The organism is Aromatoleum evansii (assembly GCF_012910805.1).
GTDB classification, from domain to species: Bacteria; Pseudomonadota; Gammaproteobacteria; order Burkholderiales; family Rhodocyclaceae; genus Aromatoleum; species Aromatoleum evansii.
Window position 1 is genome coordinate 1 of record NZ_WTVK01000095.1, and the last position, 12,693, is coordinate 12,693.

The following is a 12,693-nucleotide window of genomic DNA, read 5'->3' on the forward strand; positions in this document are numbered from 1 at the left end:
CCCTCGAACGGGCCGGGAACTAAGAGGGAATCAGCCATTTTTCACGTCCTCGGAGTGATTCCAGGACTCACTATTTCCTAACCACGAACGTGCCGCAATTTTTCGACATTAGAGTCATAATGTCAAAGATTATGCCAAAAATGCAAGAAAACATACGTGTTACGTTGTATTATTAACAATCCTCGTCAAACATCGCCGCCTGTCCTGTGGGCAACCGTCGCAGCCATGAACATTGAAAGCGAAATCCGTGAGGCCATCGACGCACTGCGCGACACGACGGCGAACACCCAAGAGCTGTATCGCGAGGCTTGCGCGCTGTTGTTCTTCCGCTACGGCATCACGCCGACCGCGAATAAGCTCTACCAGTTCGTCAGGAAGGGGAGCATGTCGGCGCCGGCGGAAGCCTTGGGGCGCTTCTGGGAGGAACTGCGAGAGAAGAGCCGGGTTCGCATCGAACACCCCGACCTTCCCGACCCCCTGAAAACGGCGGCAGGGGAGTTGGTCGGGCGGCTATGGAATGATGCCCAAGCAGCAGCACACGAAAATCTGAGCATATTCCGATGGGAGGCCGACGCTCGCGTCGCCGCGGCCGACGCTGCAACGCGGCGCGTCGAGCATGACTGGCAGGCTGCCAACGACGAGCTCGAGCATCTGCACAAGGCCATCGATCAAGCTTCGGAGCGCAACCTTTCACTGGAACGCGCTGTGGCAGCGGAGCGCGCGGAAAAGGAGGCGCTTGCCCGAGAGCTTTCGGCAGCACAGCAACAGCACCAGGCGCACGAGGCGCAACTTTCCATGGCACGCAAGGACTTTGCGTCCGAGCTCGAAAAGCTACGTGATGCCTTGCGGCGTGCAGCGGATCGCTACGAAGCGGCCGAGAAGCGGGCTCTGCTAGAAATCGACCGCGAGCGCACGACCACTGCGAAAGTGCAGAACGAACTGGCTCAACTGCGGCAGGCGAATGTGGATCTTGTTCAACGTCAGCGCGACGAACTCAGTGCCCTACAACGGGAGCTGGGCAGCGTCCGCCAAGCCTTGGGGGCCGCAGAAGGCAGCCTCAACAAGATGAAGGAGGTCGCGGGGCAGCACATCGCACAGATCGACGCGATGCAGGGGCAGCTTTCACAGCGAACAACCGAGGTCGCGCTCCTGCGGCGCGAGTTGGAGCTCCGTAACGAGAAGATCAGAACTATGGCGCAGCAAATGCTGCCTGCGCCAGAATCGGGCGATGCACACCCCAGCACGAAGCCGAAGGCGCGAAAACGGAAACCTTTGTCGCCGGTTGCAGCTGCGGGTGCTGTAACCACAACACACCCGAAAGCTCGATAGATTAGGATCGCTACACGATTGGTCGCGGATCTTCACTTTCGCTCATCGTTCGTGATGTCGTCGTTGGGATAGGATCGCTGCACCCCCGGCGAGCAGGCATGCGCAAACCTTATGAAGGGGAGGCGGTGAGAAGGTGAAGATTGTTCGGGTACTTTCGGATATTTCAAATCAAGAATAAAGTAGAAATATTCTAAATTTAGAATAATTACATGCATATCGGCTTGGTCAGAACGACGGGGCAACTTACCCCTCTACTTCAGCGCCTGCGCAAGGCCCGTGGCTGGAGTCAGGCCGAATTGGGGGCGCGTATCGGTTTGTCGCAAGAGCGCATTTCCGCGATTGAGCGAGCGCCCGAGTCGGTCTCCTTCGATCAGCTTCTTACTGTGTTGATGGCGTTGAACGCCGAGTTCATCGTTCAGACGCGCGAACCCGTCGAAGACAACTTCCCGTGGTAGTCGAGGGGCTAGTGATGCCACTGAGCGGTCACTTGGGCGACCGGCATCAATCGAGGCTTCTGTAGCGTCCAGCATCAGCAGGTCGTGTGCAGTCGAACTCATGCATCTGCCCGAACCCCATTGTTCAGGGCGGCGAAGGAGTTGAATCTAGTTGTGCAATTTCATGGACTGTGGCAGTCTTTAACCGCTGCGGGTGTTACATGCGGGTGTTACAACGCTCAAGTTTGAATAAATATTCTCTGAATATTCAGGTACTTGCGAGTTGGATCTGAGCTTCCCGCTCTCTCCGCCAGAACACCAATAAATTAGCGCCTTTCGGGGCGCTTTTTTATTTCACCCAACTTCCCACCACACAAACGCAAGACCGCTTGCACCTCCAAAAAAGGAAAACCCGGCGCGTGGCCGGGTTCGGTTCCTCGTGTCAGACGGTCATCGCCGGTAGCGGTCGGCCCGCTGGCAGTCGCGGCGGCGAATGTCGCGCTCATGGACCATCCAAAGCTCGCGGGCCGTAACGTCGCAGTGCGTCGCGGTGAGGTGCCACAGGCCAGCATGGCGCCAGATTGTGACGCCTTCCTCGTCGGCAACGCGCCGCAGCCTCGACTCTTGCTCCGCGTAGTAGCGTCGCTGCGACTCGCTCAGCATGGCGTCGCCTCGTCGGGGTCAGGTCGGACACGTGCATCCTTGGCGGTGCAGCGGATGACCAGTGCAGGCGGCCTGCCGTGCAGTTTCTCGAAGGCTTCACGCTCTGCGGCTTCGTCGCAGTCCGGCAGAAGAATCAGCGCGGCGGGTGGCGACTCGGCTGCGTCACTACGCTGCTCAAGTTTCTTCACGCGGGCATCAAGTCGCATGATCAGCCTCCATCGGAAATACTTGGCGCGTGCCTTCAAACGCCCATGCGCCTTTGTCGTCAGTCATCAGGATTAGCGTTCGCCCTTCGGCCTTCAAACGGGCGATAGCGGCTTGCTGTTCTGCATAGTCTGGGGAGTTGTCTGGCAGCAGGAATAGAATCACCGGCTTGGTTCTGACGCTCTGCAGGGCCAGTTCCAGCCGTTCTAGGCGGTTTTCTAGGTTGGACGTCATCGCGCGCTCCTGTCTGCTCTCAAACGCCGTACTTGGCGGCAATGCTCGCCAACGTCCTGCGTACCATTCCCTGCGGTGCCTGCTTCGATGAGCCGTACTCCAGCGCGAGCGCGTACGGGAGGGCGTTAATTAGGTAGATTGAGCGCCCATCCTCAAGGGGCAGCCTCATCGCCGCTGCCGTCGATAGCGCGATGGTCTTTGCGCCGGTGCGGTCGGTCGTATCGACAGGGCCTTCGGGGATCACATCAATACCGGGTTGCCAGTTGCCGCGGAATCGCCCTGTTTTAACTGGGCTCATCCGTATCACACTCGTGAATGTCTCGATGATGATCTTGCGCATGTGCTGCTCTGTTTGCGTCTTTACGTTTGCAATGGCTTGATCGAGCTGTTGGCTAAAGCTGCTCATTGTTGACTCCTTGAGGTTAGGCCGCGGCCTGATCTAGTGCGGTGCACATGGCGTCTGCGGCGGGTCGCCGCTTCGCCTCCAACAACCCTTGCGACTTCGCCTCAAGCATCGTGCGAACACGCTTCATCAGGTCATGCCATGACTCACCAGTACGGCGACGGAAGAGGCGTGCGGAGGAATACCAAGGGGTCGAGTATTCGTCCTTGCCCCATCGCCAATCGGCATGAGTGGGCAGCAGCAGCCACACGCGCTTTCCCATCGCACCGGCAACGTGCGCAACGGACGTATCGACGGTGATGACGAGATCCAGTCCCGCGACGATGCCGGCGGTGTCGGCGAAGTCCTCAGGGTGATGTATGCGCATCCAGTCGGCGCCCGCTCCGGGAACGAGGGAGTGCCATTCGATCCTGCGCATGGTGCGGAGCTGGTCGAAGTCTGGAAGACTCGCCGCGCGTTCGCTTCCAAGCGGCGACGATGCCCAGCAAAGACCGACCTGCAGGGCGCGCGACGGCTCCAGGGTGGCTGCTGCTTGTAGGTATGGCGTATCGCCGTAGTCGTGCCTCCGAAGGAGTGCGGGAAGATCCCAAAAGCACGAGATATAGGCGTCCGCGTCTTTAACGCACCCATAACCGCAATCCAGAACGATGCGATCAGCGCCCACGTCCGCAAACAGGCGCATCAGTTGCCGCGGAATCGCCAAGGTGATGTGAGAGGCAAGAGCCCGCGCGTAACGTATGAACCGCGCGTACTGTATTTGATCGCCCAGGCCCATAACGCCGATAACGGTCAGATTGGATACGGGCCGTCCGTCCCATTGCGGAATGGTGCGCTCGAATGCGGTAACCGAGCCAGGATTGCGCGTAATTGCCTCAAGAATGATGGCGTTTCCGGCCTCCATGCGCCCTTGTTCAAACTGCACAACGGCGGCTCTTACAACAGGCGTGGCGGGGTCCTTAATGACCGCATCGAGCGATATTGAGTAATCTCCGAAACGCTTTCCGCTCTGGTTCGCAATAGATGCCGCCATGGCGCGCAAAGTCTTGAGTGCTTCGTTCTTCGGATCAACCGCGGCGATTGCCTCGCAGCTCTTCCATGCGCCGTCGAAGTCCTGAATGTGGATCTGTGCCATAGCGCGAAGCGTCATCGCCTCTATGCGCTCCATGCCTTCCAGGTGTTCGCACTCCTCTAGGCGGCGTAGGGTCTCGCGGTAGTCGCGACGCGCGAGCGAGAACGAGGCGCGGGCCATGGCAGGGAATGTCTCGGTGTGTTTTTCTAGCTCGTAGGCGAGTTCGGCCGCGGTATCGAGATCAAAGGCCTGCAGTGCTCTGTGAAATGCTTTGAAGGTGCCGATTGTGTCCATGGTCAATCCTTTGATTACGGCGCGAAGGCGTCAACGAGCGCATCGAGTGCTTCAGCAGCCGATGAGACAACCAGAACGCGTTGTCCTGCAGCTTCGCGTTTTGCAACGTTGGCGAGGATCACTGCACGCTCCGCTGCGGATATGTCAGGCGGCAGCACCACCGCACAGGGCAGGCTGCCCGGTTGCGTCAGGTGCGTGCGCTCCAGCTTTTTCAGGCGGGCGTCACGATTCACATTCATTGATGCGACTCCTTCTGTGCTTCTTCGAGATCCGAGATGCGGCGCTCAAGGTCCGCGCCCTCAATAAGCCGTGCAACGATTTGCAGAATGTTTGCAAGTCTCGACGCATCGGCTACGGCAACTTCGCCGACCTTTGCGGAGCGATATAGGCGGGACAGTTCTCGTTGAACGTCCGCGAGGTTGCGCAGCGGCAGGCGTAGGCGCTTGACCCCGGCGGGGGGCATGGCAGCACCGCCAGCCGTGGCGCGGCTTGTGGCCTCGTTGCAGGTGTCATGCGCTGCCATTTGCGCCCCCCTTAGGCGGCCGCTTGGCGGCGTTCGTCGTCGTCGGTGCCGTCGTCGGTTGCGCCAGCGTTCAGCAAACGTTCTGCGATGCGCTCGACGGCAACCGGGGAAACGTCCTTCCGTAGCATGTGCGCGCTCTCGGCATCACCCGCCGCTGCCACCTGGTCATCGAGCGAAACGCCCCCTTCCTTCGCCAAATGCTTGAATGCCGCAGTTAGTGTGTGCTCGACATTCGCAAGTGCCGTTTCTGCATCGGAGAGGTTTTGCGCTGCCGCAGGGTTCTCGCGGAAAACGGCCTCACGCAGGACAGTGGAGCGGAATTCGGGCGTGATGCCGGTCAGGGCTGGCGGGAGCTGAAGCGCAACGCGGACCATGTCGGGGTCCGCGCCTGTCATCAGCTTTGCGCTGCGTGCGCTCGGGTCCATGTCCCGGATGAAGTCGGCCATCCGCAAATCAATCAGCACCTGTGCGACGTTGTCGCCATAGGCGGGCAGCTTGAGCAGTTGCGCGCGTTCGGCCTCCACCTCCCGACGATGCCGGTTCAGTTCGCGCGAGAGCTTGCCAATGTCTCCCAAGCGTTCGCGGGCGGCGCGCTGCGTGTCTTCACGCTTTGCGCTGTCGGACAGGCGGTCATTGCCGCGCAGCATCTGCCCTGCCTGTAGAAAGCTCTCGACGGTGCGACGTGCCGACGCTGCCGTTTGATACAACGCCTCAAAGCGGGGCGTGTCCCGGCGTCCGGTCATCCACATTCCGAGACGCACGGTTTGGCCGGCCAGGTTTGCGGTGAAAAATTCGTTAGGCATGGTGTGACTCCTTAACTATTGGGTGGCCCGGCTACCGGCCGAGTGCGGTTTTTTGTGAGGTTGAAAGGGGCCGCGCGCGTTTTTCACCCCTTCGGATGCTTCCCGTAGAAAGCCCCTACATATGGCAATATCTAAATAGTCACCGGCTGGCGGTAACACGAAAAAGCAGGAATCCGGCCCTATAGAACCGTCTGGCGGTAACACGGCGCGATTCGTGTTACCGGGAGCCGGTACAGTAGGGGCGTCCGTGTTACCGGCTGGCGGTAACGTGTTTTGTTTTACGGGGGAGCCGCAAGCAGGTATTGCTTGGTCAGGAACTCGCCCGGCTTGATGTCCATTGCAGGGTCGAAGTCCAGCGGCAGCCAGCACAGGCCGTACCATGCGGCGCGGCGAGGCATCCATGCTTCGCGGGTTTTCTGGATGAACCGCGCGGCTTCCAATTCCTTCCGCGCACGGGATAGGGTGTCGTTGCTGCACCACCCGCGCTTTTTCATCACGGACAAGGTGCAAAGCAATCGTCCGTTGTTGGTGCCGGCGAATTGACGCGCCATATCCAGCAGCAAGCGGGTTGCATGGGCGCTCAGGCCGATGAATGCTGGGCAGTCCATCACCTGATGCGGCAGAGCGAGGAATCGCCCGCCTACGCGGTTTTTCGTGCGTTCGCGTCCCATTCATCACATCCCCCTGCGCGCGAGCAATTGGCGGATGCGATGACGGTCGGCAGCGGTAGGGCGATAGACCCCACGCTGCACATCAAAGCCGTCACGGTCGCGCACCGTTTCCTTGATGCACGGAAGGTCGAGGCTGTAGCGTTCCCGGCATCGCTTCATCAGGTCAGGTGAATTGCTCGCGCCTGCCGTGCGGTCCATTTGTTCGCGGGTGAGGTCGCGCGCGGCCAGCGCCATCAAGGCGCGCCATTCGCGCGGGTTGCTTACGATGGGAAGGGATGTTTCGCGCTCCGGCGTGCTGTACAATCCGGATGTCGTCGCATTTGCTTTAACGTCATCGCCACCGGCCAGGGTGGCGTTGTCGTTTCTGGAGGTCGTCGTCATCGCGCGCACCTCACGCTGCCTTGCGGCCAGAGGATTGCGCATCGCGCCATGCGATCAGCTCGCCCTGATCAACGACAGTGCAGCGGGCGCTAAGACGGATGGGGCGGGGGAAGTCTGGACGCTCTTTGATCCAGCGCCAGAAGGTCGGAATGGAAATGCCGAGGAATTCGGCGGCCTGTTGTGGGCGGAGTGATTTTCCTGTCATTTGCGTGAGTCCTCGAAAAATTTTCAAGACTCGCGCTGCCCAAAACAAAAAAGGGAAGCGCGAGCGTTAGCTCATCGCTTCCCCTTAGAGGATTTAGGAATATCCCCCTGCACAGGCCATCAGCCTCCCCCTTGGGGACATGGTGCAGTGATTCAATTCCAGCAATGCGACCTAGATGAAGTGTGAGCCTTACTCGATCACGTCCCCATCCAGGGATTAGGGAATCTACTTCTGCAAAGGCCATCCGGCCGCGCCTAAGCGCCTTGTTGCAGTACCTCGATTCCAGTAATCAGGTTTAACTGTATATCGATACATCACGATACGCAAGTAGTTTTTTTGTCGTTTGATTTGGCGCTAGCAATTGTCTAGACCATGAAGAACATGAACCAGAAGTCGATTCTAGTGGTCGGGGTCGATTCGCTCCGCGAGAGGGTCGCCGCAGTATTCCGCACAGAACGCACGAAGCGCATCGACCTTCTTCTTTCCAATTCCTGGTAGCTCAAGTAATCGCTCATCTGACGTTTGTCTTATCCGAGAAATACAGCGAATCCGTGCCTTCCATAGTTCCTCTGCGGCGGGCCTTGTAAGGCCTGGAATGGCCGATAGTACTCTCGGAAACAGTTTTTCGATTACGGAAGCTTGCCCGCCATGTCGCCGGCTGAACGACCGATGCTCAGGCATCGTAAGCACTGACTTGATGCGTTCAATCCGATCCGCGATAGTGGCTTCCCGATCCGAAGCAACAATCTTGAGTGAGATGAGAAAGTTGCGGTAGCTAAGTCGGTCAACCGGTCCGATATCTGAGGCGACCTCACCATCAGACAATTCATCGAGATCAATTCCAAGGTCACGCCAAGTGCGTGTAGTTGGAAACCAGGCCCCGTGCTCCATTTCGAATGGATTTTCGGGCGGCGTTCGGCTAGGTGTCCGCTCGCCGTCCTTCAGGAGCGCGGCGAGGGGGGTGCGAAGTTGGAGTGTTGCGCAGTACTCGTGCCCGTCAATCAGTTCCTCGCTCATGGATTCTCCCCTTCGGTGGGTGATGGATAGCGGGTCTTGCATGACCGCCCCAGGCCGGCAGGGTGACCGGTTTTTCCCTCCGTCGAGGTAGGGGCGGCGTGACCGTGTTATGCCGTAACAGCGAGCTAATTCACTTCGCGAGACACACGGACGACAACGCCACGAATGTCTGACTGTCCGTCCCACGGTTCGACCGTACTACCCACGAGCACGAGGCTTTTCTCAGTCGGCTCTAGATTGGGGTCGATCAGCAAGTCGTCGCCCGCGAAGAGCTGACGCCCATTTGGAATGACGACCTGCGCGGTCAGGGTGACGTAGAAGTGATTCATGATTGTTTCCCCTTCGTCCGTTATTGCTGCTTGAGCGTGTAGTGGAGTTCGCTGTCGTCTATGGCACAGGCAATCGTTTCCAGATCACTCATAACGCCGTCGAATAGGTAGGTGATCGGTACGCAGTCGTCGTGGTCATTGTCCCAACCCTTGATCTCCTTAACCAAGGCCATAAGACCCGACAGCTTCGCTCGAATGTGGTGGAGTTCGTAGGCATGTTCCGAGGCGAACGCCGAGTACGGGACGGGGGTGGTATCGTTGATGTCAGCCATGATGCAATCTCCTGCATTGCGTTGTGGTCAGGGTCGCGCTTCGTGGTCTAGACGTTGCGCGGCCCGCTTGCTTGAGGCGGTCAAGCGGCCGTGTTGCTCCTTTGCAGCGGTACGACGTCGCCGGCCTTCTGCACGGTGTCGCAGTGCTTGGCCCAATCGGCCATCAGTCTGCGGCGCTTATCGATCAGGGTGCCGCGCGCATAAGCCGCCTCGGCTTTGTCCTTGAGCTGGTGCGCGAGGGCGTGTTCGATGACTTCGCGCGGGTAAGCGGTGGTTTCGCCGGCCCAATCCCGGAACGTGCTTCTAAACCCGTGCGCGGTGATGTCGCCCCGTTCCATGCGCCGCAACACGGCGCCCAAGGTCATGTCAGACAAGACGCCGCCCCGAGGCGCGGGGAAAACCAAGGTCGCTCCCTCTTCGCGTGGCAGGCCTTTCAACAAGGCGACGGCTTGTGCAGAAAGGGGAATCCAATGCTCTTTGGAGGCCTTCATCCTTCCCGCTGGAATTCGCCAGACACCTTCATCTAGGTCGATTTCGTTCCATGTCGCGCCTCGGACCTCGCCAGAACGGCAGGCCGTGAGAATTGCGAACTCCAAAGCGCGCGCCGCGATTCCGTTGCGCTTGCGCAGATCACGCATGAAGGCGCCAATTTCGGAGTAGGGCAGGGCAGAATGATGTTCGACTGTCGCGACCTTGGAAGGCTTCGGCAGCGCATGCTCAAGGTTGTTGCGCCATTTCGCCGGGTTATCGCCGTCACGGAATCCGCAAAATTTAGCGTAGTCCAGGACGCTCTCGATACGCCCTCTCAGTCGGGATGCGGTTTCAGTCTTGGATTGCCATATGGGCTCTAGTACTTTGAGCACATGCGGCTTCGCAACGTCGCGCACGATCATGTTTCCGATGGTCGGCGATGCGTAGGTGTGGAGCGTCGCGGCCCATTGTTTTGCGTGCTTCGCGTTCTTCCATTCGGCTACCTTCGACGCGAGGAATCTGTTGGTGCATTCGTCGAACGTAACCTCAAGGGCGCGAGCCACTTCAAGGGCTCTGCGTTCCTCAATTAAGGCGTTTCTGGCGGCTGCGCGCTGGGCGATGGGGTCCTTACCTTCTTCGATCAATGCGCGGGCCTCTCGGGCCTTCTCTCGCGCCCCTGAGAGGGTTACGTCGGGGTATCCACCTAGACCCATGTCCCGACGCTTGCCGCCGATGACCACGCGCAACACCCAGGTCCGCGCGCCCGTAGGTAGAACCTGTAACTGCAGGCCAGCCACCCCGCCAACGGCGTAAAGCCCCGGCTTGGTTAGCCGCTGTACTTCCAGCGCTGAGAGTTCCTTGGCCTTCTTTGGCATGGCATCTTCCGCTATCCAACTTACCACCCAACAAAAAAAGGTGCAATCGAACGATAGCATCTGACACTACGTAATACAATGAATCTTTCTACGCCTTGCGGCGTAAGGCCTGTGGCGCCGTTGTGGTTGTATCGGATAGCATCAGGAAGTTATATTCCGGAAGACGCTCTCTCCGCCATAACAAAAGAAAAAGCCATTGATTTTCAAGGGCTTTTTCTTTTGTGGCGTCTCTCGGTATGCCATCCAGTGTGCCATGGCAGACTGGCTTTGGTTGTACTTGGTTGGACGTTGCTGGCCAGTATGTGGAGCTGACTGCGAGGGTGCGCAGTTGTACTCCCCGTTCCGATTTGATCGTGACCGATCATTCCGACAGCCGTCCGAAATTGGTCACGATCTAAATCCGAACCTCACTCACTAACAGCGAGTTTTGTTGCACCTCCATGCTGCGTAGCGCGTGGCCTACATCTGAGTTTGATCGCGCCTTTCGAGAACGAGTCATCGGTGGCCTTGCTCGACCAAACGTAGGCTTCTCCCGCCCTGAGCTGAGCCATGCGCTCGGGCGTCAGGTTGCCAAGTGCAGCGTTCGCTTTCTGGATGTGCTTCAGCCAAGCGGGCGAGTTGAACTTGTGCATGATGATCTGGCTGGAGAGCTCGATCAGGCTTACTGGCACAGACGGGGGGTCCTGGCTGGCTACCATGATGCTAACGCCCTTGTGGCGCATTTCGCGAACCACCTCGATTAGTCCCGCAACCAGATCCGGACTTTCGATGTACTTGTGGGCCTCGTCAAACACCACCAGCTTGTTGAAGCTGCGCCCATCGATTCGAGCATCTGCGAACAGCTGCAAGAGCACGACGAAGAGTCCCAAAGCCTCGTCCTTCTCAATGAACTCATCTCGAAGGTCCACGATGATCAACCGCCCCGGCTTCACCACATCGGTGAGCGAGGTTGAATCGTTGATGTAATCGGCGGCCAAGTCCAAACGCATCCTGGCCAGCTCCTTCAGGTGATCAGGGACCGACGAAGCCTCGATACCCGCACGTAGGCCTTCCAGAGTGATGTCATCACGCATGGACTTCATGATGCGCATGATCTGGCGGATGTAGGTGGCCTGGTTGCCCACGGCTCCCATCAGGAACTTCCAGTGCGAAGCCTTCAATTCCGACGCCGAGAACTGCAGCGGCAACACCTCGATATCCGGATACTCCGCCCGCCGCTCTTCGATCTTGTCCGCCGGCACAAGCAGCAGGACATCAGCCAGGGCCTTCGGCTCCGCACCGTAGACCTCTTTCAGCGCTCGAACCTGGTCCTCAACGCTATTCGCGCCCACCATCGACGTGAACTCGGGCTTGTAGTCCATCGTTGGGCTGTAATGGAAGATCACCGTGGACAGTGGCTCGGGCAGGCAATTGATGCCGGGGATCGCCAACGAAGCCATTTCTGCAACACTGCCCAAGGTGTAGCTCTTCCCGCCCCCTTGCACACCGAACAGACTGATGGTGTGGGTCTGGTTCAGGTCGAGCGCGACCTTGCGTCCAGAAACCTCTCCCAGCAAACCGTATTGAGGGGTCGTTCCAGTCGCGCCCAGCATGATGTCGTAAGCAACCCGAGTATTGATGGGATGAACCACGTCAGGCGGGGAGGCAGGGACTGCAGGGGATGAAGGTCTGTCCGCGCTCTCTCCCTCACTCGCGGGGAGGGGCAGGGTGGCTGCCGTCGCTGGCTGGGTTGGTTCTGGTGCGGGGTTCGGCTGCTCAGGAGGGGCGATATCCGGGCCAGAGACCCGAGTGGGTTCTGGTTCTCGCACCTGTGGCGCAGGTGAGGGACTGGCTGGGCTATATGAGAGCCGTGGGCTGTCGTCCCAAGCCAGAGTCCGGTCACGGGGCGGGCTCAAGAAGGCAGCCGTCTCAAAGGTCGGGACGGCTGGTGCCAAAGTCCTGCGACGCAGCAGCTCTTGAGTGACCTCGCGCGCCATATCGGTAGATCGCGCACTCTGCAGGCTTGCCATGGACTCCGTGTCAGTCACCGCTGATTCGACCAGTTGGCGGATCAAGTCATTACCGATGCGGTAGAACTCGATGCCGTTCTCGTGTTCGGCGGGCTCAGTTCCCGGTTTGCTGAAGTCGAATACAACGGCGCTACGCGTGAACTTCAGGGTGTATGGCCGCTCATCCAGGCGGCGCAAGAAGAAGTGAGCTTCTTCTGCTGCCTCAGGCAAAACAACGCCGTACCGTTCAGAACGATCCAAATAGAACCCGAGCAAGGCTGCAAGGTCACGGTTCTTGATCGGACGGTCTGGGCGATCCACGTCGGCCAGCTTGGGATCGAAGTGATAGGCGAGAACGTGCTCTGTTTGCGCGATCTGCTCAGCAATGGATGCCTTCAATTGTGGCCTGCCCCCGATTCTCCGGACAGTTTCGGTAGCTACACAGCCACCATATTTTCTTCAAACTGAACCGGGCTGAGATATCCAAGCACGGAGTGACGCCGCCGCGGATTGTAGAAGCGTTCAATG

Annotated in this window: 19 protein-coding genes; 2 read left to right on the forward strand and 17 right to left on the reverse strand. The window is 58.9% G+C overall.

All coding sequences use genetic code 11. The annotated features are described in order from the left end of the window. The first annotated feature begins 225 nt into the window (after nucleotides 1-225). Complete coding sequence (locus tag GO615_RS26060) at nucleotides 226-1,329, forward strand: DNA-binding protein (protein ID WP_169132776.1); 1,104 nt, start codon at nucleotides 226-228, stop codon at nucleotides 1,327-1,329. A gap of 209 nt (nucleotides 1,330-1,538) precedes the next feature. Continuing rightward, nucleotides 1,539-1,784, forward strand: a complete 246-nt coding sequence (locus GO615_RS26065; protein ID WP_169132777.1) for a helix-turn-helix domain-containing protein — start codon at nucleotides 1,539-1,541, stop codon at nucleotides 1,782-1,784. Between the two features lie 429 nt (nucleotides 1,785-2,213). On the opposite strand, the gene GO615_RS26070 is transcribed toward GO615_RS26065, so the two are convergent. The 17 genes from GO615_RS26070 to GO615_RS29415 form a co-directional block, all read right to left on the reverse strand. Continuing rightward, nucleotides 2,214-2,426, reverse strand: coding sequence for a hypothetical protein (locus tag GO615_RS26070; RefSeq protein WP_169132778.1), 213 nt, complete (start codon nucleotides 2,424-2,426; stop codon nucleotides 2,214-2,216). Continuing rightward, nucleotides 2,420-2,632, reverse strand: a complete 213-nt coding sequence (locus GO615_RS26075) for a hypothetical protein (protein ID WP_169132779.1) — start codon at nucleotides 2,630-2,632, stop codon at nucleotides 2,420-2,422. The genes GO615_RS26070 and GO615_RS26075 overlap by 7 nt, the downstream gene beginning before the upstream one ends. Then, nucleotides 2,622-2,864 carry a hypothetical protein gene (locus GO615_RS26080; RefSeq protein WP_169132780.1) on the reverse strand — a complete coding sequence of 81 codons (243 nt, stop codon included), beginning with the start codon at nucleotides 2,862-2,864 and terminating at the stop codon, nucleotides 2,622-2,624. Before GO615_RS26080 ends, GO615_RS26075 begins: the two co-directional genes overlap by 11 nt. A 19-nt stretch (nucleotides 2,865-2,883) precedes the next feature. Next, entirely contained in the window at nucleotides 2,884-3,270 is a 387-nt protein-coding gene (locus GO615_RS26085; RefSeq protein ID WP_169132781.1) for an HK97 gp10 family phage protein, read from the reverse strand. A gap of 16 nt (nucleotides 3,271-3,286) precedes the next feature. Further along, the gene (locus GO615_RS26090) at nucleotides 3,287-4,630 is read right to left on the reverse strand and encodes a glycosyltransferase family 9 protein (protein ID WP_169132782.1); all 1,344 of its coding nucleotides are present in this window, start codon (nucleotides 4,628-4,630) and stop codon (nucleotides 3,287-3,289) included. Nucleotides 4,631-4,644: 14 nt separating this feature from the next. Next, nucleotides 4,645-4,869: a hypothetical protein gene (locus tag GO615_RS26095; RefSeq protein WP_169132783.1), complete on the reverse strand. Its 225-nt coding sequence runs from the start codon at nucleotides 4,867-4,869 to the stop codon at nucleotides 4,645-4,647. After that, complete coding sequence (locus tag GO615_RS26100) at nucleotides 4,866-5,153, reverse strand: hypothetical protein (RefSeq protein WP_211167371.1); 288 nt, start codon at nucleotides 5,151-5,153, stop codon at nucleotides 4,866-4,868. The genes GO615_RS26095 and GO615_RS26100 overlap by 4 nt, the downstream gene beginning before the upstream one ends. Nucleotides 5,154-5,164: 11 nt before the next feature. Then, nucleotides 5,165-5,956, reverse strand: a complete 792-nt coding sequence (locus GO615_RS26105) for a hypothetical protein (protein WP_169132784.1) — start codon at nucleotides 5,954-5,956, stop codon at nucleotides 5,165-5,167. Nucleotides 5,957-6,234: 278 nt separating this feature from the next. After that, nucleotides 6,235-6,627: a hypothetical protein gene (locus tag GO615_RS26110; RefSeq protein ID WP_169132785.1), complete on the reverse strand. Its 393-nt coding sequence runs from the start codon at nucleotides 6,625-6,627 to the stop codon at nucleotides 6,235-6,237. A gap of 3 nt (nucleotides 6,628-6,630) precedes the next feature. Then, nucleotides 6,631-7,008 (reverse strand): hypothetical protein, encoded by a 378-nt coding sequence (locus GO615_RS26115; protein ID WP_169132786.1) that lies wholly within the window; start codon nucleotides 7,006-7,008, stop codon nucleotides 6,631-6,633. Between the two features lie 10 nt (nucleotides 7,009-7,018). Then, the gene (locus GO615_RS26120) at nucleotides 7,019-7,213 is read right to left on the reverse strand and encodes a helix-turn-helix transcriptional regulator (protein WP_169132787.1); all 195 of its coding nucleotides are present in this window, start codon (nucleotides 7,211-7,213) and stop codon (nucleotides 7,019-7,021) included. A 399-nt stretch (nucleotides 7,214-7,612) separates the two neighbouring features. Next, nucleotides 7,613-8,230, reverse strand: a complete 618-nt coding sequence (locus GO615_RS26125) for a helix-hairpin-helix domain-containing protein (RefSeq protein WP_169132788.1) — start codon at nucleotides 8,228-8,230, stop codon at nucleotides 7,613-7,615. Between the two features lie 125 nt (nucleotides 8,231-8,355). After that, nucleotides 8,356-8,559 (reverse strand): hypothetical protein, encoded by a 204-nt coding sequence (locus tag GO615_RS26130; protein WP_169132789.1) that lies wholly within the window; start codon nucleotides 8,557-8,559, stop codon nucleotides 8,356-8,358. A gap of 20 nt (nucleotides 8,560-8,579) precedes the next feature. Continuing rightward, nucleotides 8,580-8,831, reverse strand: a complete 252-nt coding sequence (locus GO615_RS26135; RefSeq protein ID WP_169132790.1) for a hypothetical protein — start codon at nucleotides 8,829-8,831, stop codon at nucleotides 8,580-8,582. A gap of 80 nt (nucleotides 8,832-8,911) precedes the next feature. Continuing rightward, nucleotides 8,912-10,177, reverse strand: coding sequence for a tyrosine-type recombinase/integrase (locus tag GO615_RS26140; protein ID WP_169132791.1), 1,266 nt, complete (start codon nucleotides 10,175-10,177; stop codon nucleotides 8,912-8,914). A gap of 407 nt (nucleotides 10,178-10,584) precedes the next feature. After that, a complete protein-coding gene (locus GO615_RS26145; RefSeq protein ID WP_169132792.1) occupies nucleotides 10,585-12,564 on the reverse strand; it encodes a hypothetical protein in 1,980 nt (659 codons plus the stop codon). Nucleotides 12,565-12,602: 38 nt separating this feature from the next. Then, on the reverse strand, nucleotides 12,603-12,693 hold a 91-nt coding region (locus tag GO615_RS29415; protein WP_339379976.1), incomplete at its 5' end, for an IS3 family transposase.